General features: G+C 71.5%; 24 protein-coding genes. 15 read left to right on the plus strand and 9 right to left on the minus strand.

Annotated elements, in window-relative coordinates; translation table 11 throughout:
* Nucleotides 1-352 precede the first annotated feature (352 nt).
* From FL583_RS35430 to FL583_RS35460, 7 genes are all read left to right on the plus strand, one after another.
* Nucleotides 353-1,291, plus strand: coding sequence for a hypothetical protein (locus tag FL583_RS35430; RefSeq protein WP_142709268.1), 939 nt, complete (start codon nt 353-355; stop codon nt 1,289-1,291).
* Nucleotides 1,288-2,745 (plus strand): glycosyltransferase, encoded by a 1,458-nt coding sequence (locus FL583_RS35435; protein WP_142709269.1) that lies wholly within the window; start codon nt 1,288-1,290, stop codon nt 2,743-2,745. Before FL583_RS35430 ends, FL583_RS35435 begins: the two co-directional genes overlap by 4 nt.
* The gene (locus FL583_RS35440) at nt 2,732-4,414 is read left to right on the plus strand and encodes a glycosyltransferase family 39 protein (protein ID WP_142709270.1); all 1,683 of its coding nucleotides are present in this window, start codon (nt 2,732-2,734) and stop codon (nt 4,412-4,414) included. Before FL583_RS35435 ends, FL583_RS35440 begins: the two co-directional genes overlap by 14 nt.
* A gap of 23 nt (nt 4,415-4,437) precedes the next feature.
* Entirely contained in the window at nt 4,438-5,235 is a 798-nt protein-coding gene (locus FL583_RS35445) for a polyprenol monophosphomannose synthase (protein ID WP_142709271.1), read from the plus strand.
* A complete protein-coding gene (locus tag FL583_RS35450) occupies nt 5,232-5,669 on the plus strand; it encodes a GtrA family protein (RefSeq protein ID WP_142709272.1) in 438 nt (145 codons plus the stop codon). The genes FL583_RS35445 and FL583_RS35450 overlap by 4 nt, the downstream gene beginning before the upstream one ends.
* Nucleotides 5,670-5,725: 56 nt before the next feature.
* Complete coding sequence (locus FL583_RS35455) at nt 5,726-6,298, plus strand: NYN domain-containing protein (RefSeq protein ID WP_142709273.1); 573 nt, start codon at nt 5,726-5,728, stop codon at nt 6,296-6,298.
* A 603-nt stretch (nt 6,299-6,901) separates the two neighbouring features.
* Nucleotides 6,902-8,761: a S8 family serine peptidase gene (locus FL583_RS35460; RefSeq protein ID WP_142709274.1), complete on the plus strand. Its 1,860-nt coding sequence runs from the start codon at nt 6,902-6,904 to the stop codon at nt 8,759-8,761.
* On the opposite strand, the gene FL583_RS35465 is transcribed toward FL583_RS35460, so the two are convergent.
* A complete protein-coding gene (locus tag FL583_RS35465) occupies nt 8,739-9,365 on the minus strand; it encodes a DedA family protein (RefSeq protein WP_142709275.1) in 627 nt (208 codons plus the stop codon). The genes FL583_RS35460 and FL583_RS35465 overlap by 23 nt on opposite strands.
* Nucleotides 9,366-9,444: 79 nt before the next feature.
* On the opposite strand from FL583_RS35465, the gene FL583_RS35470 reads away from it, so the two are divergent.
* A complete protein-coding gene (locus tag FL583_RS35470; RefSeq protein ID WP_142709276.1) occupies nt 9,445-10,470 on the plus strand; it encodes an alpha/beta hydrolase in 1,026 nt (341 codons plus the stop codon).
* A 6-nt stretch (nt 10,471-10,476) separates the two neighbouring features.
* Here the strand turns inward: FL583_RS35470 and FL583_RS35475 are convergent, their stop codons facing one another.
* The 4 genes from FL583_RS35475 to FL583_RS35490 form a co-directional block, all read right to left on the minus strand.
* Complete coding sequence (locus tag FL583_RS35475) at nt 10,477-11,469, minus strand: UDP-N-acetylmuramate dehydrogenase (protein WP_142709277.1); 993 nt, start codon at nt 11,467-11,469, stop codon at nt 10,477-10,479.
* 38 nt (nt 11,470-11,507) lie between these two features.
* Nucleotides 11,508-12,653 (minus strand): hypothetical protein, encoded by a 1,146-nt coding sequence (locus FL583_RS35480; protein WP_142709278.1) that lies wholly within the window; start codon nt 12,651-12,653, stop codon nt 11,508-11,510.
* An 82-nt stretch (nt 12,654-12,735) separates the two neighbouring features.
* The gene (locus FL583_RS35485; RefSeq protein ID WP_142709279.1) at nt 12,736-14,031 is read right to left on the minus strand and encodes a glycosyltransferase family 2 protein; all 1,296 of its coding nucleotides are present in this window, start codon (nt 14,029-14,031) and stop codon (nt 12,736-12,738) included.
* 9 nt (nt 14,032-14,040) lie between these two features.
* Nucleotides 14,041-14,646, minus strand: coding sequence for a glycosyltransferase family 2 protein (locus FL583_RS35490; RefSeq protein WP_142709280.1), 606 nt, complete (start codon nt 14,644-14,646; stop codon nt 14,041-14,043).
* A gap of 110 nt (nt 14,647-14,756) precedes the next feature.
* Between FL583_RS35490 and FL583_RS35495 the strand changes: the two genes are divergently transcribed.
* Nucleotides 14,757-15,179 (plus strand): YccF domain-containing protein, encoded by a 423-nt coding sequence (locus tag FL583_RS35495; RefSeq protein ID WP_142709281.1) that lies wholly within the window; start codon nt 14,757-14,759, stop codon nt 15,177-15,179.
* Here FL583_RS35495 and FL583_RS35500 read toward each other — a convergent pair.
* The gene (locus FL583_RS35500) at nt 15,099-16,208 is read right to left on the minus strand and encodes a TDT family transporter (RefSeq protein ID WP_142709282.1); all 1,110 of its coding nucleotides are present in this window, start codon (nt 16,206-16,208) and stop codon (nt 15,099-15,101) included. The genes FL583_RS35495 and FL583_RS35500 overlap by 81 nt on opposite strands.
* 70 nt (nt 16,209-16,278) lie before the next feature.
* Between FL583_RS35500 and FL583_RS35505 the strand changes: the two genes are divergently transcribed.
* Together FL583_RS35505 and FL583_RS35510 are read left to right on the plus strand one after the other, a co-directional pair.
* Nucleotides 16,279-17,202 carry a LysR family transcriptional regulator gene (locus FL583_RS35505; RefSeq protein WP_142709283.1) on the plus strand — a complete coding sequence of 308 codons (924 nt, stop codon included), beginning with the start codon at nt 16,279-16,281 and terminating at the stop codon, nt 17,200-17,202.
* Nucleotides 17,203-17,251: 49 nt separating this feature from the next.
* Nucleotides 17,252-17,698 carry a hypothetical protein gene (locus FL583_RS35510; protein WP_142709284.1) on the plus strand — a complete coding sequence of 149 codons (447 nt, stop codon included), beginning with the start codon at nt 17,252-17,254 and terminating at the stop codon, nt 17,696-17,698.
* A gap of 67 nt (nt 17,699-17,765) precedes the next feature.
* On the opposite strand, the gene FL583_RS35515 is transcribed toward FL583_RS35510, so the two are convergent.
* Nucleotides 17,766-18,221, minus strand: a complete 456-nt coding sequence (locus FL583_RS35515; RefSeq protein ID WP_142709285.1) for a lamin tail domain-containing protein — start codon at nt 18,219-18,221, stop codon at nt 17,766-17,768.
* Nucleotides 18,222-18,473: 252 nt separating this feature from the next.
* Here FL583_RS35515 and FL583_RS35520 point away from each other — a divergent pair, with 252 nt between their 5' ends.
* Nucleotides 18,474-18,923, plus strand: coding sequence for a dehydroquinate synthase/iron-containing alcohol dehydrogenase family protein (locus FL583_RS35520; protein WP_142709286.1), 450 nt, complete (start codon nt 18,474-18,476; stop codon nt 18,921-18,923).
* Nucleotides 18,924-20,141: 1,218 nt separating this feature from the next.
* On the opposite strand, the gene FL583_RS35525 is transcribed toward FL583_RS35520, so the two are convergent.
* The gene (locus tag FL583_RS35525) at nt 20,142-21,269 is read right to left on the minus strand and encodes a chitinase (RefSeq protein ID WP_142709287.1); all 1,128 of its coding nucleotides are present in this window, start codon (nt 21,267-21,269) and stop codon (nt 20,142-20,144) included.
* 379 nt (nt 21,270-21,648) lie between these two features.
* On the opposite strand from FL583_RS35525, the gene FL583_RS35530 reads away from it, so the two are divergent.
* From FL583_RS35530 to FL583_RS35540, 3 genes are all read left to right on the plus strand, one after another.
* Nucleotides 21,649-22,443, plus strand: a complete 795-nt coding sequence (locus FL583_RS35530) for an SAM-dependent methyltransferase (RefSeq protein ID WP_142709288.1) — start codon at nt 21,649-21,651, stop codon at nt 22,441-22,443.
* A gap of 257 nt (nt 22,444-22,700) precedes the next feature.
* Complete coding sequence (locus FL583_RS35535) at nt 22,701-23,273, plus strand: SigE family RNA polymerase sigma factor (protein ID WP_142709289.1); 573 nt, start codon at nt 22,701-22,703, stop codon at nt 23,271-23,273.
* The gene (locus FL583_RS35540; RefSeq protein ID WP_142709290.1) at nt 23,270-24,118 is read left to right on the plus strand and encodes a hypothetical protein; all 849 of its coding nucleotides are present in this window, start codon (nt 23,270-23,272) and stop codon (nt 24,116-24,118) included. The genes FL583_RS35535 and FL583_RS35540 overlap by 4 nt, the downstream gene beginning before the upstream one ends.
* On the opposite strand, the gene FL583_RS35545 is transcribed toward FL583_RS35540, so the two are convergent.
* Nucleotides 24,058-25,626 (minus strand): APC family permease, encoded by a 1,569-nt coding sequence (locus FL583_RS35545; protein ID WP_170324043.1) that lies wholly within the window; start codon nt 25,624-25,626, stop codon nt 24,058-24,060. The genes FL583_RS35540 and FL583_RS35545 overlap by 61 nt on opposite strands.
* Between the last annotated feature and the right edge of the window lie 32 nt (nt 25,627-25,658).

Below are 25,658 nucleotides of genomic sequence, written 5' to 3' on the forward strand. Positions count from 1 at the left end.
CGCCATATTCTACCCATCGGGCATAACTCGCGAAGCTCCCCGGTGGGCGCGATATTTCTTCCGCTTTTCCTCAGCTGATTCGGCTGCGCCCATTTCGTCGGCGCGCCATTTCGGCTCTCAGTAATGCGCTCGAGGTTCGAAATGGAGCCGGCTCGTGGCCGACGTACCCGATTCCGATCCCCATCCGAAACCCGTCGCCGACGGCGATGACGGTCCCTTACTCCTCGCGACTCGACCGGTGGAATCGAATTCTCTTTCGACCGCCGAATCACCCTCCCCCGAAAAGACCATTGCGGCTCCACCGAGCGCCCGACGCCGACTCGATTGGCGTCCGCCTTTTCGCGTCGCTCTGGTGGCCGTCGCCATCGCCTTACTGGTGGCCGGCACGGCCGACCGGCTCTGGCCGGTCGTGCAGTCGGCGGGGATCCGGTCGTACCTGATCGCCGCGATCGCGGCCGGCGTCGTCGCGGTCCTCGTCCGCGGACGCCCGAGCCCCGACGAACCGAACATCCACGACCGGCAGGTCGACTACCTCGTCGGGCTGCCGCTGCTGGGCGCCTCGCTCTTCGTGGTCACCGCCCTGCCCGGGCGGTTCGGCCCCCAGTTCTGGACGTCCTACGCCGGGCTGATCTGCGTCCCGTTGTTCCTGGCCGGTGCGCTGGCGCTGGTGTTCGGCACGCGCGCGCTCTGGCGGCTCCGGCTGACGCTGACGCTCCTGACGATCGTCTTCCTCCCGATCTCCGACCCGGTGATCACGGCGATCAACGAGGCCCTGCGCCGTCCGTTCCTGGCCGGGGTCCGGGCGGCCGGGGGTGGCGACTCGATCGCGTACTTCGAGTCGGCGCTGAGCGGCCTCGCCGGTCCGCTGGCCTTCCTGGTCGTCGTCGTCCTGCTGACCGCGACGGCCTCCCGGCGGGCCGAGGCGATCCGCCGGTTCGCCTGGCTGTCCGGTCTCGGCCTCGCGGTTCTGGTGACCCGGCTGGGCGGCGGGCTGGTCGCCGCCAGTTACGGGCCGGAGGCCGTCCACGCGGTTCTCGGCCCGCTGAACGACCTCTACGCCTTCCTGGTCTTCCTGGCCGCGACCAGCGTCCAGATCGTGCTGGCCGAGCGCCAGGGACGGCGGCCGGCCGTGGGCGTCGTCCGCGGACGACCGGTCGGCCGGGCCCGGGTCGCGCTCGTCATCGTCACCGCGACGGCGGTCGCGGTGGCCTGGCTCGGCCTGTCCACCGACCGTCGGTCCGACCTGCTGTCCGGCGCCGAGACCACGGCCGAGACCTGGAGCGCGCGATGACCGCGAACGACCTGGCCCCGGCCGAGAGGCCGGTGGCGGCCGCCGCCGTACCCTCCCGCCTGTCGGCGCGCGACCGGCTCTCGACCGGCCAGCGGGTGACGTTCGTCGTGGTGGCGGTCGTGCTGGTCGCCGGCCTGACGCTGGCGACGATGCCGACGCTGGTCGTTCTCGTCGCGGTGATCAGCGTCGCCTACCTGGCGATCTTCGCCGAACGGCTGATCCTGCTCCGGAAGGCGCTGACCGACCCGGGGACGCTCACGATCACGCCGGAGGAAGCGGCGGCCGTTCCCGACTCGGACCTGCCGATCTACACCGTGCTGATCCCCGCCTACCGGGAGCCGCAGGTGCTCCCGCACCTGCTGCACGCCATCACCGAGCTCGACTACCCACCGGACAAGCTCGATGTGATCCTCCTGCTCGAGGAGGACGACGAGGAGACCTACGCGGCCGCGACCGCGGTGGACCTGCCCGGCTACTTCCGCGTGCTGCGGGTGCCGTACTCCGAGCCGCGAACCAAGCCCAAGGCCTGCAACGTCGGGCTGGAACTGGCCCGGGGCACGCTGGTGACGATCTTCGACGCCGAAGACCGGCCCGAGCCGCTCCAGCTCCGCCGGGCCGCGGTCGCGTTCGCCGACCTGCCGCCGGGCGTCGTCTGCCTGCAGGCGAAGCTCGCCTACTTCAACCACGACCAGAACATCATCACGAACTGGTTCACCACCGAGTACGCGATGTGGTTCGAGCAGATGCTGCCCGGGCTGGTCCGGCAGGACGCCCCGATCCCCCTCGGCGGGACGTCGAACCACTTCCGGACCGACGTCCTGCGTCGGCTGGGCGGGTGGGACCCGTTCAACGTGACCGAAGACGCCGACCTCGGCGTCCGGTTGCACCGCGCCGGGTACCGGACGCTCGTCCTCGACTCGGTCACGCTGGAAGAGGCCAACAGCGACGCGATCAACTGGTTGAAGCAGCGTTCCCGCTGGTACAAGGGCTACCTGCAGACGTGGCTGGTGCACTCCCGGCATCCGATCCAGCTCACCCGCGAGATCGGGCTGCTCGGCCTGCTGCGGTTCAACCTGTTCGTCGGGGGAACGCCGCTGCTCGCGCTGCTGAACCCGGTGCTGTGGGCGCTCACCCTGATGTGGTTCGTCGGGGAGCTGGGGTTCATCGATCGGCTCTTCCCGACCTGGTTGTACTTCATCGGGCTGGCCTGTCTGGTCCTCGGCAACTTCACGTTCGTCTACTGCAACGTCGTGGCCGCGCGGGTGACCGGCATTCCGTCGCTCGTGTCGCGGGCGCTGCTCTCCCCCGCCTACTGGGTGCTCATGTCGCTGGCCGCCTGCAAGGCGCTCGTGCAGCTGGTGGTGGCCCCGTCGTTCTGGGAGAAGACGACGCACGGCCTGGGCGCGACGGTTCCGGTCCCGGTGACCTCCGAGGTGACCCATGCCAACGCTTGATCAGGACGGCCCCACCCGGGTCCTGGCCCCGGTCCGTCCTTCGTCGGAGCGCCCGGACCGGGTGGCACCGTGGCGTCGGCCGGGCGTCCTGCTCTTCGCGGCCGCCGCCGCGCTCTACCTCGCCGGTGGCCTGTGGCTGAGCCTGTCGGCCGACAGCGTCATGTCGGACGCGTTGAGCCGCACCGCCAACGGCTACTACCCGGTGTTCAGCCGGGACCCGCACCTGGCCGCGATCGGCTTCGTCTGGAACCCGCTGCCGTCGCTGGTCGAGCTCCCGATGCTGCTCCTGACGCCGCTGTGGGGGGCGATCGCGAACCACGGCGTCGCTGCGATCGTCCAGTCGGCGCTGTTCATGGCCGGCGCGGTCTACCAGGTGCAGCGCTCGATGGACGCGCTCGGTGTGGGCCGGCGGGTCGGCTGGGTGCTCACCGCACTGTTCGCGCTGCACCCCGAGATCGCCTACTACGGAATGAACGGGATGAGCGAAGCCTCGTACCTGTTCTTCCTGCTCCTCGCCGTCCACCAGCTGATCCGCTGGATCACGTCCGGACGGTCGAACTCGCTCGCCGCGGCCGGGCTGGCGCTCGGCGCGGCCTACCTGACCCGATACGAGTCGGTCGCGGCCGGCTTGGCCGCCACCGTCGCGGTGGCGCTGATCAGTTACGCGCGGGCCGACGGTTCCCGCGCCTTCCGGTGGGCGACCGCACGGGCCGACGCGGTGGTCCTCGCGACCCCGTTCGTGTTCTCGGTGACGACCTGGGCGCTGACCAGCTGGCTCATCGTCGGCTCGCCGTTCGCGCAGTTCACGTCCGTCAACGGGAACACCGCGCAGACGAAGCTGGCCTCGGCGGGCATCAACGCGATCGTCGGGCAGCCCGGTGGCGCGTTGAGCTACCTGCTGCACCAGTCCTGGGTGCTGCAGCCGTTCGGGATCGTGCTGATCGTCGCCGCGGTGGTTCGGTGCTGGTACCGGCGGGACCCGGTGCTGCTCGCGCCGGTCTCGGTGCTGGCCGGTGCGTACGGCTTCTCGGTGCTCGCGCTGCTGGCCGGCCAGACGTTCGGCTGGTTGCGGTTCTCGATCACGATCGTGCCGCTCGTCGTGTTCGCCGGTGCGATCCTGCTGCGACCGGCGCCGGCGCGCTCTGTGCTCGGGGATCGCGTCGATGCGCGGGTTGCTGCTGTGGTGGTGGTCGTGCTGCTCGGCGTCGCGTTGCCCGCGGCGGCCCACGGCATGCTCAACCCGGGGCTGGCGCGGGAGGAGTCGTACTTTCTCACCGGGATCTTCGCTCCCGACCGGGCCAGCAAGGAGCAGAAGCAGGTCCGGCACCGGTACGAGCAGGACCGCACGCTGGCCGGCTGGCTCGACCGTCAGCACCTTCCCGAGGGCGCGGTGCTCCTCGATGCGGCCGTCGGCTACGACGTCGTGCTCTCGTCGGAGCGCCCGCGGCAGTTCGCGATCACCCCCGACCGGGACTTCCCTCTGCTGCTCGGCGACCCCGGCGCCCACGGCGTCCGCTACCTGGTGACCCGGCCGGTCGCGACCGGCGCACCGGCCGACGCGATCAGCGACGCCTACCCCGACCTCGCCCGCAATCCGTCGTTCGAGTTGGTGCGGGTCGAACCCAACCGCGGAGACCTGCCCGCGTGGCACGTCTACGCCGTGCGTTAGCCGCGTTCGGAAGGAGAGCTTCGATGGCGACTTTATGCGTGATCCCCACCTACAACGAGGCCGAGACCATCGTTCCGCTGTTGACCGCCCTGCTCACCACCGCACCCGACGTCGACGTCCTCGTGGTGGACGACGGCAGCCCGGACGGCACCGCGCGGCTGGTCGAGCGCCTGGCCGGAGAGCGTCCGCAGGTGCACCTGCTCGAGCGGACGGCCAAGGAGGGCCTGGGCGCGGCCTACCGGGCCGGGTTCGCCTGGGGGCTGAGCCACGGCTACGACCTGCTCGTCGAGATGGACGCCGACCTGTCGCACGACCCGGACGAGCTGCCGACGCTGCTGGCCGCCGTCGAGGCCGGTGCGGACCTGGTGATCGGGTCGCGGTACGCGCCGGGCGGCTCCACCGTGGGCTGGTCGAAGTCCCGTCGGGCGCTGTCCCGGGCCGGGAACCTCTACGTCCGTGCGCTGCTCGGGCTGCCGGTCCGCGATTCGACCGCCGGCTACCGCGTGTTCCGCCGCGAAGTTCTCGAGCGTCTGCCGGTTGGTGCCCTGACGACCAGCGGCTACTGCTTCCAGATCGACACGGTCTACCGCGCGTGGCTGGCCGGGTTCCGCGTCGTCGAGGTCCCGGTGACGTTTCGGGAGCGGGTGGCCGGCTCGTCGAAGATGTCCCGGCGCATCGTGACCGAGGCGATCGGCCAGGTGACCCGCTGGAGCTGGACGAACCGCCGCCGCGGCCCGAGGACGGCCGGCCCGGCAGTCGCGGGGGTGGCTGGGGTGGGCGGCGGTTCGGCGGCGCCGGCGGCGGCGCGGACGACGCCGTGACCGCGGTCGTCCAGCGGCCACCGTCGCGCCAACGACGGTGGGTGCAGCTCGCCCGGTTCGGGGCGGTGGGCGGCGTCTGCGCGGTCGTCGACCTCGGTGTATTCAACCTGCTGCACTTCGGCGTCGGAATCGGCCCGCTGACGTCGAAGACGCTGGCCGTGGGCGTCGCCACCCTGGCGTCGTACGCGGGCAACCACGTCTGGACCTTCAGCCCCGGACGGGCGGCCCGCCACCACCGCGACCTGCCGGTGTTCGCGGCCCTCAACGGCGCCGGACTGCTGATCGCGCTGGCGGTGCTGGCCCTGGTGAGGTACGGAGCCGGAGTGACCAGCCCGCTCGCGCTCAACGTCGTCGGCAACGGGGGCGGGATCGCGCTCGCCACCGTGTTCCGGTTCTGGTCCTATCGACGGTGGGTGTTCCGCGCCGGTGCCTGATCGCTGCGACACAGCCCGCCGATACACCATCTGGCCAGGGCGACTACCGTGTCGGCATGGACCGGGCCCCTGCGCAGACCACGTACCTACTGGTCGACGGCGAGAACATCGACGCCACGCTGGGCAGCAACATCTTCGGCGGTCGCCGGCCGAGTCCGCAGGAACGGCCGCGCTGGGAGCGGGTCCGGGACTTCGCCAGCGAGACCTGGGACCGCCCCGTCAAGGCCCTGTTCTTCCTCAACGCCAGCTCGGGCCAGCTCCCGCTCCCGTTCATCCAGGCCCTGCTGGCGCTCGACTACCAGCCGATCCCGCTCTCCGGCTCCACCGGCGAGAAGGTCGTCGACATCGGTATCCAGCGCACGCTCGACGCACTCGTCGACCGCCCCGGCGACGTGCTGCTGGCCAGCCACGACGGCGACTTCTTCGACCAGATCGAGCGCCTGCTGGACGGTAGTCGCCGGGTCGGCCTGCTCGGGTTCCGGGAGTTCGTCAACTCGCGCTTCACCGAGCTGACCGCCCAGGGCCTGGAGATCTACGACCTGGAGGACGACGTCCGCTGCTTCAACGCCCGCCTACCGCGCGTTCGAATCATCGACATCGGCCGCTTCGACCCGCTCCCGTACCTCTAACCCGGCCAGAGGCGCACCGGCGCCGGGATGCGCGAGATGGGCAGCACCCTCGCCGGAGCTGCTGCGGAAGTTCATCTCGCTCGGCGACGCGACCCGCCGGATGGACGGCGCCACCCAGACCTGCGCGGGAAGCGACGTGGCACTGCTCGTGCGGCTGACCCGGGACGGCGCCACGGTCCGGCCGGATCAGCTGACGAAGACGTACTCGTCGGTGGACCTGGAGCAGATGGCCCAGCGGGTGCTACCGGCCATGAACGACGCCGAGTTCGAGGCGGTCATCGACGACCACTACGTCGGCGAGGTGCAGCCGCTGGCCTCACACCGAGGCGAACCTGCTGAAGCTCGGCGAGCAGCGCGTACATCGCGTCCGCGGCGAACCCGCGCGCTGGGCCGCGGTCAAGGAGAGCTACCTGCGCGAGCGGGCCCTCGGCGGCACCGACGACCCGCTCGGCCGCGCGGTCGGCGCGGTGAGCCGGCTTGCCGACCGGGTCCGCCACGTCGAAACCGCGATCACGACGTCGGAACCGCGATCACCCGGCTTCGCACCTGATCCAGTGGTAGCACGGATGCTGCTGGTGAACGACGCGCGGATCGTTTCGAGGCATGCCTCCAGACAACGCGCCCCAGACGTTCACCCCGCTCACCGGGCCCGGCGGCGACGAGCCGGTGCCGATGGACCCCCGCCTCCAGCTGCAGGTGGCGCTGCAGCAGGAGGGCCGGACCAAGCCGGCGACGTTCTCCACCGGCACCGACGAGATCGCGGTCATCGCCAAGGTGTCGAACAAAGAGGCCTTCGAGGCCATGCCCGAGGTGCGGCCGGGCGTACAAGTCGGTGACCCGGCCGCGGACGGCACGGTCATCGTCACCGCTAGGGTGCCGATCACCGCGCTCGAGCTCGTCCGCCGGCAGGACTTCGTCTTCTCGCTGAAGGCCGCGCAACGGCTTCGTCCGCAGCTCGGCGCCACCACCGAGGACGTCGGCGCGCGGCCGGAGAGCTTGCCCGACGGGCAGTGGACCGGCGGGGAGGGCGTGATCGTCGGGATCGTCGACTTCGGTGGCGACTTCGCGCACCGGAACTTCCAGACCGCGACCGGCCGCACCCGGTTGCTCGCGCTCTGGGACCAGAACACCCAGGGCTTCACCGTCGACGGCGACCACCTCTACGGCACCGTCCACGAGCAGGCCGACATCGACGCGGCGCTGGAGAAGGAAGACCCCTACTCGGCGCTGGGCTACACCGTCGCGGACGCCACCCACGGCACCCACGTCATGGACATCGCCGCCGGGAACGGCCGCGGCACCGGGACGCCCGGCGTCGCGCCGGAGGCGGAGCTGATCTTCGTCGACCTCGCGGGCACCGACCTCCCGGCCCAGGGAGCCGGCGTCGTCGGCAGCAGCTTCGGCGACTCCGTGCAGTTGCTCGAGGCGCTCGCCTTCATCTTCGTGCGCGCCGGCGAGACGCCGTGCGTCGTCAACGTCAGCCTGGGGACGAACGGCGGTCCGCACGACGGCACGACGCTGGTGGAGCAGGGCATCGACCGGTTGCTGACCCAGGCGCCGAACCGGGCGGTCTGCCTGGCCGCGGCGAACTCGCACGACGACGGCGCGCACGCGTCCGGAACCGTGCCGGCCACCGGCAGCCTGAGCCTGACCTGGAACATCACGGCCGGCGACCCGACCCAGAACGAGCTCGAGATCTGGTACCCCGGCTCGGCGGCGCTCCGCCTGGAGCTCGTCCGGATCGTTCCGAACCCCGCGGACGGGACGGACCGCCAGGTGACCGTGGGCACGCTGGACCCCGGCCAGAGCGGCACCCTGACGCTCGACGGCGGCCCGGCGATCTTCGCGGCGAACCGGCTGCACGACCCCAACAACGGCGACAACACGATCGGCGTGTTCCTCACCGAAGGCATCACCGGACGCTGGCTCGCCCGTCTGACCAGCACGACCGGGGCCGCGGTGCCGATCCACGCCTGGATCGAGCGGGACGACTCCGGTCGCTCCACGTTCAGCGGACCGCTGCTGGACGACACGCACACGATCGGGTCGATCTCGTGCGGGCGCGAGTCGATCGTGGTCGGCTGCTACGACGCCCACACCCCCGGGACGCCGATCTCGTCGTTCTCCAGCGCCGGACCCACCCGGGACGGACGGCAGAAGCCCGAGGTCTCCGCGCCGGGCGCCCGGGTCGTCGCCGCGCACTCGCAGTCGGTCAGCGGCGTCACCAGGAAGTCCGGGACGAGCATGGCCAGCCCGGCGGTGACCGGCGTCGTCGCCAACCTGCTGGCCGAGGTCGTCGTCCGGCAGAAGCGGTCGCTGACCATCGACGAGATCCGGACGCTGCTGATCTCGACCGCCCGCGGCAGCCTGCCGGCCGCCGGGGCCTGGGATCCGCAGTACGGGTTCGGGCGCGTCTCGGTTCCCGCCTTGCTCGACGCCGTCAGCGAGCCCCCTCCCGCGTGAGGTCCGCCGCGCTGCGCCGGCCGCGAAGCGTCCGGATCATCAGGAGGACGAGAACGACGGCGATCAGTCCGACGACGACCGTCCCACCGGTGCTGAGGTACTTCTCGACGTTGCGCGCGGCGGAGCCGAGCGCAACGCCGAGGCCGATGTGGACGGCCGACCACGTCGCAGCGCCGAGCGCGGCCGCGGGCAGAAAGCGGTGCGGGCGCAGCCCGGCGCTGCCCGCGGCGGCCGGGGTGAGCGCCCGGACCGCGGGCAGGAAGCGGACGAAGAACACCGCCCAGGCGCCGTGGCGCCGGAGCCCGTCGGCGGCCCGGTCCCAGAGACCGGCGCCGTAGCGGCGGACGAGCCTGGTCTCCCGCAGACGCGGCCCGTAGCGACGCCCGATCAGGTAACCGAGCGAGTCGCCGAGGATCGCGGCCACGGTCACGACCGCCCAGAGTGCGAGGAAGCGAGGCGCGTCGGAGACCGTCGTCGACGCGACGAGCAGGCCGGACTCGCCCGGGACGACGAGGCCCAGGCCGAGCGTGCACTCGCCGAGCACGAGCAGGCCGGCGACCAGCAGGACGACGGTGGGCGGCAAGGTTTGTAACCAATCGAGCATGGGTGGAGCCTCGCAGTGAAAAGGGCCCCTTTCGTCAGGGATCAAGCCGGATTTCAGGGGCTCGTGGTTGGCTGGGGGCATGCTTCCCTGGGACGCCGAAATGGCCGGTCAGCTGCACCGGGAAACGATCACCTCGACGCTGCTCCAGGGAAATCCCCTGGGTGATCCACACGAGCGGCCGATCTGGGTCTACACACCGCCGGGGTATTCGGACGCAGACACCAGGTACCCCGCCGTCTACGTGATCCAGGGCTTCACCGGCCACCTCGCCATGTGGGCGAACCGCTCGGCGTACAGGCAGCCGTTCCCGGAGACCGCCGACGCGGTGTTCGCCTCCGGCGAGGCGCCCGGCTGCATCGTCGTCTACGTGGACGCCTGGACGGCCTACGGCGGGTCACAGTTCGTCGACTCGCCCGGGACCGGGCCCTACCACTCGTACCTCTGCGACGAGGTCGTGCCGTGGGTCGACGCCCGGTACCGGACGCTGGCGCAGCCGGCCTCGCGGGCGATCACCGGGAAGTCGTCGGGCGGGTTCGGGGCGATGATCACGCCGATGCTGCGCCCGGATCTGTTCGGCGCGCTGGCCACGCACGCCGGCGACTCGCTCTACGAGTACGCGTACGTGCCCGAGTTCGCCAAGGCCGTGCGGTACCTGCGGCCCTACGACGGGGACATCTTCCGCTGGTGGGAGGACTTCCGGTCGAGGCCCGCGTTCAGCGGCGACGGCGACGGCACGCTGCTGATCCTGCTCGGGTGCTCGGCCTGCTTCTCCGCCGACGACGACGGGACCGTGCGGCTCCCGTTCGACCCGGTGACGGGCGAGCTGGTGCCGGAGCGGTGGCAGCGGTGGCTCGACTGGGATCCGGTGCGGATGGTCGACACGTACGCCGACGCGTTGCGGTCGCAGCGGGCGATCTGGATCGACGCCGGAACCCGCGACGAGTGGTACCTCGACATCGGCGCGCAGGCGTTCCGGGCCGGCCTGAGCCGGATCGGCGTTCCCGACGATCGCGTGCATTTCGAGCTCTTCAACGCCGGTCACGGGGGCATCGACTACCGCTACCCGCAGGCCCTGGCCTGGCTCGCCCACCGCCTCGAGCGCTAGGGCCCATCAGAACGAGCAGTTCACCAGGTCGCACTCGGGGCCGAGCCGGATCTTGAACGCGCGTTCCACACCCTCGCGGACGTGCGCGGCGAACTCCATCACGTCGGTGGTCGTCGCGCCGCCGCGGTTCGTGACCGCGAGCGCGTGCCGGGTGGAGAGGCCCACCGGTCCGCGGCGGTAGCCGGGCGCGAAACCGGCGTTGTGCACGAGCCAGGCGGCCGCCAGCTTGGTGCCCTGCGGGTCGGGGAACTGCGGGCAGTTCCGCGCTTCCTCCGGCACCTCGGCCAGCACCGGGTTGATGAAGAACGACCCGACGCTCCAGGTGTCGTGGTCGGCCGGGTCGAGCACCATTCCGCGCTGGCGGCGGAGGCCCAGCACCGCCTCGCGCACGTCGGCGGTGCCCGCGGTACCGCCGATCGCCAGGTCCAGAGCGGTCGCCAGCCCGGCGTACTTGATCGGACCGGACTGTTTGCCGGCCTGGAGCCGGAACGTCACGTCGACGACCGCCCAGCGGTCGCTGTGCTTGAAGACGGACTGACGGTGGCTGCCGAACCCCAGCCGCTCGGTGGGCCAGCTCTCGGTCTCGCCGGTCTCCCGGTCGAGGACCGTGACGGTCTCGAGGACGTCCGACGTGAGCGCGCCGTACGCGCCGACGTTCTGGATAGGGGTGCCCCCGACCAGGCCCGGTATGCCGGACAGGCACTCCAGGCCGGCCAGGCCCTCGTTGATCGTGAGCTCGACCAGCTGGTCCCACCCGACGCCGGCAGCCGCGGTGACGCGGGTGCCGTCGAGGTCGATCTCGCTCGACGCGACCTTGATCACCGGCCCGGGCCAGCCCTGATCGCCGACGACGAGGTTCGAGCCGCCGCCGATGATCAGCGCTGCTCGGCCGGTGCCGCGGACCGTCTCGACGAGCTCGGAGGTGGACGTGGGGACGTGCAGCTCCCCGACCGGGCCGCCGACCCGCATGGTCGTGAGGTCGGCAAACGTAACGGACAAAACGATCCAACCTCGCGCGGGGGTATGACCACGCAACTTTACCGCGGGGGCCGGTGGGCACCGATTCGCGTGATCGTCTCGGCCGCTTCGATCAGCAGGCGGCGGGCCGACCGGATGCCCGACAGCGTCTCCTGGAGGAGGTACTCCGCCGTCTCGGGACGGTCCCCCCACTCCGCGCCGAGGCCGATCACGTCCGGCTCCAGCCCGTACGGCAGGTACAGCAGCCGGAGCGCGTCGAACGTCTGGAACGGAACGAACACCCTCGTCGTGACGACCAGCACCCGCTCGCCGGCCTTCGGGCCGGCCGAGCGGGCCCACAGGTCGAACGTGTCCGACGTCTGCGGGCGGTGCGGAGGGCGGCCGGTGCCGGCCGAGTACGCGCGGGCCCGGAGGGCTCCGGACGAGTCCACCAGGTCGACGCGGCGCTCGTGGGTGAAGGCCGGGGGCGTGTCCGGGGCGTGCGTCGAGTCGCGCCGGGGCCAGGCCGGGCACGGATCGGCGTCGGACGCGCACCCGCACACGAACTCGACCGCCACCGGGTGCAGCCCGAACTCGGTCTGGGCCGCGCCGACCATCAGGTCGAACTCGTCGGTCGCGCCGGGCGCGTAGGTGTCGGCCACCGGTTGCTCGGGCGGCTGCTCGGTGAGGAACCGCGGGCTGCCGAGGAAGCTCAGCTCGCCCAGGTCGACGCCGTTCCGTTGCAGCTGGGCCGCATACCTCGCGCGCAGCAGCGGGGACCGGTAGCCACCGCCGAGCACCAGCGTCCGGTCGTAGCTCCGGTGCCTCGGCTCGCTGGTGCCGACCAGCCCGAGCGTGGTCGCGAACTCCAGCACCTGCTCGCGCACCGCGTCGCTGAAGTCGGCGGTCCGGGCCTGCGAGCGCTCCCGGTACGCGCCGGCTGGGTCGTCGCGGAAGTTGAAGTCGTCGGCGACCTCGCGTTCGATCGCCAGCGTCCGGCGGAGGAGGTCGACCTGTCCGGCCGACAGGCCCGGAACGGTCGGCGACGCGACCCAGTCCGGCAGTTCCTCGTTCAGGTGCAGCCAGAGGTCGTCGCCGCCCCGGCGGTCGGCCGGGAGCCGTTCGCCGAACAGCGCGATCAGCCCGGCCATCGCGTCGCTGAGCAGCCAGGCCCCGGCCGTCGAGAACACTTCCGCAGCTCGGTCGGGCACCCCGCGCTCGATCACGCCCCGAGGCTAGCGTCCGACGACCGGCTCGGCCGCCTCGACGAGAAGGCAGCACCGACGACGTCACCGACCGGGCCGGGGGTCATCGCCGGGACGGGCTGATCACGGCCTTGGTTGGGGGCGCGGGCCGCGGGCCGCGGAGATAGCGCCAGGGGCCGGCGAGCATCCCCCGGCGGCTCGCGCCCAACAGCTCACGCGGGAAGTCGCCTCCCGCCCGGAAGTCCCTGAACACCCGCGGGAGCAACCGGATCAACGCGAGGAGCACCCGAGGCTCGGACCGGATCAGCGCCACATAGAACGCGGTCAGCCCGGCACCATACGCCGCCAGCTGATTCCACAAGCCGTCCAGGTCAGCTCGGTGCACCCGCCGGACCAGCGCCGACGGCCGGTACAGCGTCGTCGCGCCGCCGCGCAGGAGACGACTGAACATCAGCGTGTCCTCGCCGCCCTGGGCCGGAGTTCCGGCGCCGAGCGCCTCGTCGAACCCGCGGAGCTTCCGCAGCGCGGCCAGCCGGAACGCCATGTTCGCGCCGAGGCCGAAGGCCGGCAGCGGGTACAGCGGGCTCTCCCCGCTCAGCGGCCCGAACTCGTCGGCGACGAACCCGCGCCCCTTGCTGTGGCCGCCGAACCGCTCGAACCAGACCTGGGCGTCGGTACGAAGCTCGGCCGGGACGACCGCGCCGGACACCGCCGCGGCCGCCGGGTTCTCGACGAACGCGCGAACGACCTCGGCGACCCAGTGCGGGTCGGCGCGCACGTCGTCGTCGGTCCAGGCGACGATCCGCTCCCCGGGCTCACCAGCGAGCGCCGCGATCGCCGCGTTCCGGGCCCGCGACAGCCCCGGGCCCGGCTCGACGACGTACCTGAGCGCCAGCCGCGGTGCGAACTCGTCGACGACGTGCCGGGTGCGGTCGCTGGTCGGCGCGTTGTCCACGACCAGGACGTCGAACCGGTCGAAGTCCTGGTCGGTGAGGCTGATCAGGCAGTCGCGCAGGGCGTCCGGGCGCTCGCGGGTGCAGATCACGACCGTGACCGGCGGGGCGAAGTGGAGCGCCCGGGTCCGTCCGGCCAGATACGGCGGCGTGCCGGTGATCGCGGTCAGCGCCAGGCCGTCGGCGGTCAGGTCGTGCACCGTGAGCCCGACCAGCGCGAGCCGCTCCCCGAGCGCGTGCCCGGCTTCGGCCCGGATGCCGGCCAGCAGCGCGTCCGGCGCGAGGTCGTCGGACAGGTCCAGCGTCACCATCGCCAGCGGCTCGGTGAACAGCCGGACGATCACCCAAGCCGCGTCGCGCCGGTGCCCCAGCGTGTCGAGGGCGTGCACGAACGGCAACGGCGCGGAGAGCTCGACGTCCAGCACGACGCCGGGGATGCGGGTCATCGGAAGTCCTCAGGCTCGCGCCGAGGTCCGTAAATGGGGAGTCACGGCCTCGACATCGGCCGCCGGGCGGGCGTCCTTAGGGCCGAACCGCTCGCGCACGACCGTCACCAGCACGCGCCAGCCGTCGCGTAACGTCGGCCGGTTGCTCTCGCCGGTGAGGACCTCAACGACGACGAGGTCGGCCCGGCCGACCCGGATGTTCATCAGGGTCGCGACCTCAGGGCCGTCGCCCCAGCGGGCCCCTCCGACGTGGGCGGGCGGGAGGCCGAAGGCCGGGATCACCGTCCGGCGGAACGCGCTGACGCCCCGGCGCCCCTTGACGTAGTCGGCCCCGTTGTCGAGCGCCTGCAGGAAGGCCCCGATCTCGTTCGGGTCGGTCGAACCGTCGGCGTCCAGCACGACGATGTAATCGCCGGTCGCCGCCTCCAAGCCGGCCGCCAGCGCGTTGCCCCGGCCCTGGCGGGTCGGGCGGATCACCCGCGTACCGGGGGCGTCGACCGGGCCCGCGTCGATCAGGAGGACCTCGGTGACCGAGGTCGGCAGGGCAGCGAGGACGGTCGGAATGGTGCGGGCGTCGTTCATCGCCGGGACGACGACGCTGACCGTTCGCTTCATGGGTGCCCCTGCCTCGTGGTGTCACGAGGAGAGATCAAGTAAGGGATGTCCCTGATACTTCGGGCATTTGTGACGGCGGGCACATTGCTCCGACGCGGGACACTTGGGATATGAGTGTGATACGCCTTCTGCTCAACATCATCTGGCTGGTCTTCGCCGGCTTCTGGCTGGCGGTGGGCTATGTGATCGCCGGGCTGATCTGCTGCCTGCTGATCGTCACGATTCCGTTCGGTGTCGCCTCGTTCCGGATCGCCGGGTACGTGCTGTGGCCGTTCGGGCGCGAGATGATCCGCAAGCCCGGCGCCGGCGTCGGGGCCGGGTTCCTGAACGTCATCTGGTTCGTGGTCGCGGGCTGGTGGCTCGCGCTGGGGCACCTGTTCACCGCGGCCGCGCTGGCCGTCACGATCATCGGTATCCCGATGGCCTGGGCCAACATCAAGCTGATCCCGATCTCACTGGTGCCGTTCGGCCGCGAGGTCGTCGACAGCGACCGGCTGGTGTTCGCGCCACGCGTACCGGCCGGTCAGCACTGACACCGTTCCCCAGGCCGTCGCCAGGAGCAGAAACAGTCCGACCGCGGCGGCCGTCAGCACCGGGTCACCGGTGCGGGCGGCCAGCCCGGTCGTCCCGGTGACGAGCGTGCCGACCGGGAACGTGAAGCTCCACCAGGGGAGCCCGAACGGGATGCGTTCACGCAGCGTCAGCGCACTCACCAGGACCAGCCAGAACATCGCGAATCCCCACACCGGGAGGCCGAATTTCGTGGCGGCGGCCGGGTCGAGCAGGTTCATCGCGGTGATCGACTGGCCGAGCGGGCCGAGCACGATCCACAGCGTCGGAATCAGCCGGGCCGGGGTCGGGGCCTGGGTGAGCAGGTGGCCCCAGAGGTGGGCGATCATGAGCAGCGCGGCGATCAGGCTCGCCCCGAACATCGCCAGGCAGAGCGTCCGCAATTCCGGAACGTGCGGGATCAGCAGGGCGCCGTTGGCGGCCGAGACCATCGGCGGGACGACCGGCATCAGCCAGCCGCCGAAGGCGGCGCTCTTCTCCGGACGGGTGATCATCCGGTACGGGATCGCGACCGCGGTGGCGAGCCCGGCGATCGTGCCGACGGTCCAGAGGACCAGGTCGATCGCGACCGCGGCCCGCAGGCCGATCCAGTCGGACCCGAGCAGCAACGTCCCGCCGCCGACCGTCATCAGCGCCATCGGCGGCGCGCCGTAGAACTGCATCATGACCGGGTCCGCCCGGTGGGCGGCTGAGGCCTTCCACTGCCATGCGGACGCTACGCCGAGCGCGACGAGCAGGATGGCGGCGGCGGCCCAGACGAGCTGCGCGGCGGTGCGGAGGCCGGGGGGCTGGATCGGCAGCCCGGCCGCCGAGATGGCCACGATGCCGGTGCCCATGACCGCGGCGAACCAGTTGGGGGTCACGCCTCGGGGAATCCCGGCGGCCGGGTGGCCGGGCGCGGCGGCGGCCGGGTGGCCGGGCGCGGCAGCGGCCGGGTGGCCGGGCGCGGCAGCGGCCGGGCTGGCGGCCGGGTGGGCGAGGAGCGTGGTCATGTCGCCAGACTGCGACCGGCTTCGGCGGGGCGGTAGGGGCCGATCCGAGCTGAGCTCATAGTCTGCGGTTATGCCTCTACCGTCGCTGTTCGCCGACCTCGGCAGCTTCGACCTGCTGCTGTCGGTGGCGCGACTGGGCAGCGTCGGCCAGGCCGCGCGCGAACACGGCGTCTCGCAACCGGCCGCCTCCGCGCGCCTGCGCCAGCTGGAACGACGGCTCGGCGTCGCGCTGCTGAACCGCACCCCACGCGGTTCGACGCTCACCGGCGAGGGCGCGCTCGTCGCGGACTGGGCCCGCACCGCGATCGAGGCGGCCGAGGCGCTCGCGGCCGGCGTCGGCGCGCTCCGGGTGGCGCACGACAGCACGCTCCGGGTCGCCGCGAGCCAGACCGTGGCCGAGTACCTGCTCCCCGGCTGGCTGGTCGCGGTGCGGTCCGCCCACCCGGCGCTGGGAGTGACGCTCAACGCGATGAACTCGGCCGACGTCGCCCAGCGGGTGCTGGCCGGCGACGTCGACCTGGGCTTCGTCGAGGGACCGGACCTGCCGGCCGGGCTGCACGCGGAACGCGTGCACTCCGACCGGCTGACCGTGATCGTGGCTCCGGGACACCCATGGGGGCGTCGGCGGCGGGGCATCACGATCGCCGAGCTGGCGTCGACGTCGCTGGTGTCGCGGGAGGCGAGTTCCGGCACCCGGCGGGCGCTGGAGAGCGCGCTGGTCGGCTCCGGGATCGAGCGCATCGCCCCGCCGCTGCTCGAGCTCTCGTCCACGACCGCGATCAAGCACGCGGTCGCCGCGGGCAGCGGGCCCGCCGTCCTGAGCTCGCTGGCGATCGCCGGGGAGCTCGCGTCCGGGGCGCTCGTCGAGATCGCGGTCCGGGCCGAGCCCGGGCAACCGCCGCTCGGCCTGCGCCGAGAGCTGCGCGCGGTGTGGCCGATCGGCCGGCAGCTGTCCGGGCCGGCCCGGGATCTGTACGCGATTGCCCGCAAATAGTGGCCGCCGCCGGTTGCCGCCGCGGGCGGGAACGACAAGGATGTAAGACGTGCTGGAACTGGGTCTGTCGTTAGCCGTCGCCGCGATCGCGGTCGTTCTCACGGTTGCCCTGGTCACCACGTTCTTACCGGTCGGCGCGGGCCTCGGCGGCGTCGCGGTCACGTTCCTCGGGCTCTCCGGCGCGATGTCCGGCTACTCGGCCTGGCGCTGGGTGCGGTGGGTCCGCTCGCGCGTCGAGCGCATGCACTGGTCGGTGGTGGCGGCGCTGGGAGCCGGGGTCACGGCCTCCGAGCTCTTCGCGATGACCCGCCTGGCCACCGACCCGCTGGTCGGCAGCTACCAGCAGCTCTCCGGTCTGGCCGGGTTCAGCCTGCTGGCCGCGCTCACGCTCGCGATCACCGGCGTCACCAGCCTGGGCATCCACCACCGGGCGATGACCGACCGGGCCATCGACGGCTGGGCCCAGCGGCGCTTCAGCCGCCTCGTCGCCGCCTGAGTCTCGAAAACGAGTAGCCGCCCCGGACGGGGAGTCCCCAGGGCGGCTACCGATTCCTCCAGTGTCCTCAGCAGGCCACCGAACCGCTGCCCCTCCCCCAACTACAGGCGTCGATCTGCTTCCCGGCCGCGTTGCGCAGGTACGCGGCATCACCGGTGTTGTTCCAGATGTAGTTGCCGGAATTCCAGTACCGGTGGCTGGCCGTGTTGGTGCCCCGCCCGGTGTGCAGCCAGAGCGTCGCGCCGGCCTTGAGCGTCACGGTTCCGGTGAACGTGTAGACGTGGTTGGCCTTGTCGCGAACCGTCCAGCGGGAGAGATTGACGGTCGCCTTGGACGTGTTCTTGAGCGTCACGTACTCGGCGTTCAGGCTCGCGTTGGTGCGGGTGTCCTTGCCCGGTGAGTCGTAGTAGGCCCGGGTGAACGACACCACCGGTGCAGCGGAGGCCGGCGCGGCCGGGATGAGTACGGCGGCGGCCGGGATCAGCACGGCGGCGGCGGCCGAGGCCAGAATTGAGCGCAGCATTTGTCAGTGCCCCTCGTCGTCGAAAAGCAGCGCGGAGGCGCTGACTGTAGTGAGAGGCGCCGACTACCGGCGTCGGGCTGCCGGACGCATTTGCGTCACCGGCCGGAAGAAAAACTCTGGCGATTCAGCCCGGCCCGTCGGACCGCCCACCGAATCGCGCTCTGCTATGCGCCCTATCCACAGCGCGATCGCAATTTTCTCCTCCCTGTGCACAACGGACTTTTGGCCGTGGGGTTTCTTAGCGTCGGGGGCATGACGAACGTGATTGCCGACGACGGCGTGCCGGTGGATTTCGAGCCCGACGCGCAGCACGTCCTGCTGACGACGCTCAGCGCCGTTCTCGCGGGCCGCAGCGCCCGCCCGGCGTACCGGATCGCCTCGCGCCTGCTGGAGCGCGAGCAACAGGGCTCGTTCGACCTGGCCCCGGGCGACTCGGTCCTGATCGGCGAGGCGGTGGCGATCGGGCTGGTGCTCGAGTTCCGACACAGCGAGAAGCCGCCAGATCCGGTAGCCGCCGTGCGCTGGGTGCGAGATCAACTAGGTGCCGAACACGGCCGCCGCGCCCAGCGGGTGGCGGGCCTGCTCGACCACCCGGACGCGCCGTCATGGACCGAGGTACAACCACCGGCCGAGGGAGAAGAACCGCTGCTCCCGGCCCTGGTGCTGCTACTGGCGGGAGTGGCCGCGACGAACTCGACCTGAGCCGCCGCTCGTAGGAGGCGGGCCCCCCACGGTCCGCCGCCACGAGCGCGTGTGCGGGCGGTATTGGAGGCCCGCCACTACGGGCGCGAGCCCGAATACGGGTGCCGCATCGTCGACGGACCCGGGCGCCAGACGGTCGACCGCCGCCGACGCGTGCCGCATGGCCCGCCACCACCGGCGCAAGTGCGGGCGCGCGGGCCCGGTCCGCGTCCAGACGGTCTGCCACCACGGGTCCGGACGCCAAGCAGTCGGCTACCGCGTGCCCGGGCCGCACTGCCGCCGCCATCACCGCGTGCCCGGGCCGCACTGCCGCCGCCATCACCTCGCGCCGGGGCGAGCGTGAGTCCAAGCAGGCCGCCGTGCGCGGGCGCGGGTGCCATGCGGTCGACCGTCGCGGGCTGATGCCGCAGCTTCCGCCGCCGTGGCCGCAGACACGGGTCCGCGTAGCGGTACCGGGTACCGGGTAGCCCGCCCACTACGGGCATGGACGCCAAACGGTCAGCCACGGGGGCAAGAGTTCAGGTCCGGACAGTCCGCCACCGTAGCCGCGGGCCCGAGTCCGGGTTCGGCTCGTCGTCCGCCGCCGCGAGCGCGAGTCCGGGTTCGGGTCGTTGTCCGCCGCCGCGGGCGCGGGTCTGGGTTCGGGTCGTCGTCCGCCGCTGCGGGCGCGAGTCCGAACCTTGGCCCGAATCCGGGCCAAGGCCCGAGTCCAGGTCCAGGTCCACGTCTTGGCCCGAGGCCGGGTCCGGGGTCTGGGTCCGGACGGTCTACCGCCACCGCCACCGCCGTCGCCGTGGGCGCGTGGCGGGCGGTCGGCCGCCGGGCGCATGTCGCCGGTCAACCGCCGCTGGCACGGGTGCCGGGCAGCGGCCCGTGCGTATTGCGTCGCCCCGGTCAGTCCGGTCGGTCCGGTCAGGCCGGTCAGGCCGGTCAGGCCGGTCAGGCCCGTCAAACCGGTCAGGCCCGTCAAGCCGGTCTGGTCGGCCAGGCCTCGCAAGTGCAGCCGGCATCAGACGCCATCCGGCCGCGCCGGCCAGCCACGGAGCCGACCCGTACAAGTTCTGGCCAAGAAGGTCTGCGGGTCGTCCCGCGTCTACCGCCCACCTGCCTCAAAGGCGGAATCTCGCCGAGCTCCCGCCACCAGCCGACCGAATCACCCACCTCAGACGCCGCAGCCCAACGCGGAATCGCCCGCGAGAACCGTGTCCCCCCAAACGCCTACGCGAGGAAAGCTCGCACGAAGTCGTACTTGTTATCGCTGGAACCGGCACAAGCATCCGACGTCGCATCAGCCTCATTCCCATCACCACAAGGCTGATCCCGCGCAATCTGCCACATAGACACCCAAGCCGCCCCCACCGACCGCGCGAACGCGCTCAACTGCCGGGCGTCCGACTCCGTGAAGACCTCGGTCGACGGCTCGTTCACACCGATCAACGTAGTGACCGCTACCCGCGACCAAGCCTCCGCCGACGACAACCCGAATACGCTCTTGACCTGCGCGTGCGTGCCCTTCATCGACTGGATCGCGTAGTACCCCATCTTGCCGTCCGGGTCGGGCGCAGCCGACTCGCCGAAGTCCATCGCCATCACGTTGACCGCGTGGATCGTCGCGCCGTTGCTGGCTGCGCTGTTCAGCAGGCTCAAGCCGGCCGACGTCAGCCCACTGGGGTTGACCGGCAGCGTCACCGACACGTCGAGCGTCTTGCCGGCCGACGAGGCGTTCCGCTGCATGATCGCGATCGCCTTCGAGCGGCGGTCGTTGGCGTCGGTGTCGGAGAGCACACCGCCCTCGATGTCGAAGTCCACTTTGCTCACGCCGAACTCGTCGATGACGCCCTGGTACGCCGACGCGAGCTCATCGGCCGACGAGCAGGAAGCCGCCAGCTCGGTGCCCGACTCGCCACCGAACGAGATGCGCACCGACCCGCCGGCCGCTCGGTAGGCCGCCACCCGGGCCTTGATCGTCGCGTCGCCGACCGACGTCGAGCCGCCCCAGCTCGCGGTGCAGCCGTCGCCCGACACGATGAACGCCAGGTTGAGGTGCTTGATCCCGGCGGCGCGAACCGCGAGCAGGTCGACCGCCGGGTACTGCAGCAGATCGACGTAGGGCGCGAACTCGGTGCCGTTCGACGCGGTCTTCTTCGGCGTCGGCGACGCCTTGCCCACGCCCGGGGCCGGGTGCGAGCGACGCACGTGCCGGGCCGGGCTCTCCGTCGACGGCGCCGGCTCGGTGGAGGGTTCCGGGTGCCTGCACGCGTCCGACCGGCACGAGGCCAGCTCGCTCTCGCCGCCGCCGTCGAACGGCGACCCCACGGCCGCGTAGGCGCCGGCCGTCGTCATCACGATCCCGAGGACGAGTCCGACGGGAATGAGTAAGCGTCTGGTCGACCGGGCGACGCGGCGGCGGTGAACGCCGGTGGCCGCTCTTCTGCTCGCTCTATGCGAGCCCGCGGTGACCTGGGCCTGTTCCGGGCCCGGCAGAGGGGGTCGCACGGGTTGTGACTCCTGAGGTGGCGGTTCTTTCGTGGTGAACCTTATCGGTCCAGACCCAGGGCGAACCTCCCTCGAAAACGGAACATGCGATTGCCTTAAGGCAGCATTAGGTTCATATCTAGGATTCGCACAGCCGTGTCATGGCCCAAAATCTGACAGAACCGGATCAGGCCCCCGACCAGCTCCCTAGTGGACGGTGAAGGATGTAACCCTCGTTACACTGCGCGCCATGGGTGGTTCGGAGAACGTCGAGATCGACACGTCAGTGGTGCACTCCGCGCGACGGTACGATTACTGGCTCGGGGGCAAGGACAATTTCGCGGCCGACCGCGAATCCGGTGACGCGATCGCGAGCCGGTTTCCGTCGGTGCCATTGGCCGCGCAGGAGAATCGTAAATTCCTCCGGCGGGCCGTGACGTACCTGTCCAAAGAGGTGGGCATTCGTCAGTTCCTGGACATCGGGACGGGCATTCCGGCCGCGAACAACACCCACGAGGTCGCGCAGTCGATCGCGCCGGAATCGCGCGTGGTCTACGTCGACAACGACCCGATCGTGCTCGTGCACGCGCGCGCCCTGCTCTCCAGCAGTCCGGAGGGCGCCACCGCGTACCTGGACGCCGACTTCCACGAGCCGGAGCGGATCCTCGAGGACCCGGACCTGCAGCGGGTCCTCGACCTGTCCCAGCCGGTCGGACTCATGCTGATCGCGATCCTGCACTTCATGAAGGAGGCGGACCGCCCGTACGAGAACGTCGCCCGGCTGGTCGACGCGCTGCCCTCGGGCAGCCACCTGACCGTGACCAACGCCACGCTCGACTTCGCCGCTCCCCAGGACGCGGCCGACGCCCGAGCGATGCTCGGGCACGAGATGGAGTGGCGGTCCAGCGCCGAGCTGGCCCGATTTTTCGACGGGATGACGCTGATCGAGCCGGGCGTGGTGCCGGTGAGCGAGTGGCGCCCCGAGGAGACCGACCGGCCGGCCCCGGCCCAGGTCTCGTCGTACGGCGCGATGGGGGCGAAGTAAGGGACAGGCGTTGGCCGCTCTCGAGCTCAGCCGCGGGCGGCACGCGGGCCCCCTCGCCGCCAAGTCCTAAGAGGACCCCTCCGAACTTTAGCCGCATTTAAAGAATAGCCAGCAACCTTTTTTCAATTTCCCGCCATCCGAATAGCAGCCGGTTGACGTGCACTTTTCCCTGGCTAATATTCGAATTGCTTCCCGAGCAACCCCAAAAAACTTGACGCTGACTACGCACCCGGCAGCGTCGAGAGGAGGTGGAAGGCGTGCCCGTTCGGCCCCGCGAGCATGCCTTCCACCTATTTTTCGAGACCCATCACGTGGAGCTGGCCCGAATGGCGTCGCTGATCACCGGCGACCAGAGCGTCGCGGACGACCTCGCCGCCGACGCGTTGGCCGAGATCTGGCGCTACTGGGACCGCGTCAACGCGGCCGACGACCCGCTCGCCTACGCCCGCGGTGTGCTGGTGAACGTGGCCCGGAACTGGAACCGCAAGAACGGCCTCGAGCAGCGCGGCGCGCGCTTGACGAGCCTGTTCCGCCGGGAGAGCCCGATCACCGAGACCGACGTCCCGTTCGCGCTCGACGTCCGGGCCGCGCTGGCCCGGCTGCCCTACCGGCGTCGGGCCTGCGTCGTCCTCCGCTACGCGTTCGACCTGTCCGAGCGGGAGGTCGCCGAAATCCTCGGCATCTCGGTCGGCACCGTGAAGAGCCAGACCTCCCGCGGCGCCGCTCAGCTGGCCGAGCTCATCTCCCAGGACCACCTCGGCGAACCCGAACTCCGCCGCGCCGTACTCACCAGGGCCGCCCGGCACAGCGAGCTGGAGGCCGGGCGATGAACCCCGACGACTACCGGACCGAAGAGCTGCGCCTGCGGCTCCGCGCCGCCGCCGACGAGCACCACCCCGACCGGGCCGCGATGCTCGAGCGGCTCGCGCGCCGCCGGGCGTCCGCGCCGCCGTCGTACGGCCGGCGTCCGTTCGCCCGCTCGGCCGGGCTCGGCCCGGTCCGCTCCGGCCCTCGCGCCGCCTGGGCGGCGGCCGCGCTCGTCGGGGTCGTCGCGCTCAGCATGGGCGGCACCTGGTTCGCCGTAGACCTCGTCGGACGTCCGGCGCCGCGCGAAGTGGCCGAGGCGCCGCCCGCCCCGCTCCCGCCCGCGACGACGCCGGCCGCCGAGACGCCGTCCGCACCGGAACCGAGCGCCTCCGCCCGGCCCACCTCGAAATCCCCGCGCCCGTCCGCGTCGAAGCGCACCAGCAAGCCGCCGTCACCGGTGGAGACGGTCCCGAGCGGCAGCAACCCGGTTCGCGACTACCTGTGGTCGGACGGCTCGATCGACCCGAACTCGAACGACAACTGGGCCCAGAGCAACGTCACGCTCAAGAACCGGCAGCCGGTGACCGCGCTCGACGTCACGATCAAGGTCGCGGTCACCAACGGAGTGAAGGTCGCCGGCAAGTGGACCAGCGTCCCGAACGACAAGATCACGCTGAGCGTTCGCGAGCAGTCCGGCTGGCTGTACTACCGCTTCACGCTCGACGACGGCGCCACGCTCGCGCCCGGTAGCTACGTCTTCGCCGGTCAGTACAGCCACTCCGGCGCCCGCGACGCCAACGACGACGCCTACTTGGCGACCGCGTCCGCCGGCCACGACGACGTCTCGGTCCACGGCACGTTCGCCTGATCCGCCACACCCGGGTGCGCCCCGGGCCCGCTGGGTTCGACCCCGGGCCCGGGGTCGGCAGAACCGCTCGCCCGGCCGATCGACGCGTACACCGAGGGACGCGTCGACCGCAGCACCAGCGCGGTCACCACCCCGAACACGAACGCGGTACCGATCAGCACGGCCAGCAGCCACGACGGGCGGCCACCGGCCGGCGGGAACACCGACGTCAGCCGCAGCAGGCCGAACACGAAGACGAACCCGGTCACGACGGTGGACAGCGCCCCGGCGACGACACGCACCTCCCAGCCGCCGACGCCGGTCTCGCCCTCGCCCGTACGCAGGAACCAGAAAACCGCGCCGATCGAGGTCAGCGTGAGCGCGCCGGTGATGCCGAGCCCGCTGGCCAACCCGAGCCAGAGCGCGTAGATCCGGTCCCCGGTGGCGACCACGGCCACCGCACCGATCGCCGCGATCGCCGGAACGATGAGCCGGACCGGCCCACGCGTCCCGAGCCCGAACGACGAGGGCAGCACCCCGTCGCCGGACAGACCGGCGAGTTGCCGGTTCACGGCCTTGTGCAGGACGACCGCGGTGCCGACGGTCGCCAGCAGCAGCGTCCACATGATCAGGCGCCCGATCCCGGTGGCGTGCTCCGGCCCGACGATCCGGCCGATCAGCGTGAACAGCGACTGGCCGGTCGTCCCGGCGGTCGCCGCCACGTCGTCGGGTGCGACCGCGGCCCGCGCCTGGCCGCTGGTGGCCGCACCGACCGCCCAGGCCGACAACGCCGACGCCGCCGTCATCAGCGCGCCGGCCAGGTACGCGGCGAACGGCACCGACCGGCCCGGCCGACGCACATCCCGGACGAAGTTCAGGCTGGTGTCGAGGCCGATGAACGCGGTCACCGCGAAGCAGAGCGCGATGCCGAACGACCCGCTGAACAGCCAGCCCGGGTGGAGCGGCGCGATGAAGTCCTCGTGCTGCATCGGCAACTGCAGGGCCCGGACGTCGAACCAGAGCAGGACGACGATCTGCGCGGTGAGCAGCCCGCCCAGCAGCCAGATGACCCGGCGTAACGGCACGAGCCCGAGCAGCGAGATGACGACCGCCCCGGCCACCGCCGACACCTCGACCGGCAGGTCGTGGCCGAACGCGTCGGTGAACAGGGCCGAGAACGTGAGCCCGAACACCGCGTAGAGCGACACGATCGAGCCCAGGTACGAGATCAGCACGACGACCGCGACGCCGAGCCCGGCCGCCGGGCCGAGCCCGTGCGACACCAGCGAGTACAGCCCGCCGGGGTGCCGGATGCGCCGGGCCATGCTGGTGAACGCCAGCGCGGCGCACAGCAGCGTGATGCCGCCCAGCACGTATACCAGCGGCATCGCCACCAGGTGTCCGAACTGGAAGGCGCCGGGAATCGCCACCCACGCGACGATCAGCGGCGCGTGGCTCATCGTCGCCACGATCGCCAGTTGCCATCCGGCCAGCGGGCCGGAGTCGGTCTCGGACAGGTGCCTGGCCATGCTTAACCTCGACGTCTTACGCGAACAACGTT

The sequence above is a fragment of the Cryptosporangium phraense genome, assembly GCF_006912135.1.
Lineage (GTDB): Bacteria > Actinomycetota > Actinomycetes > Mycobacteriales > Cryptosporangiaceae > Cryptosporangium > Cryptosporangium phraense.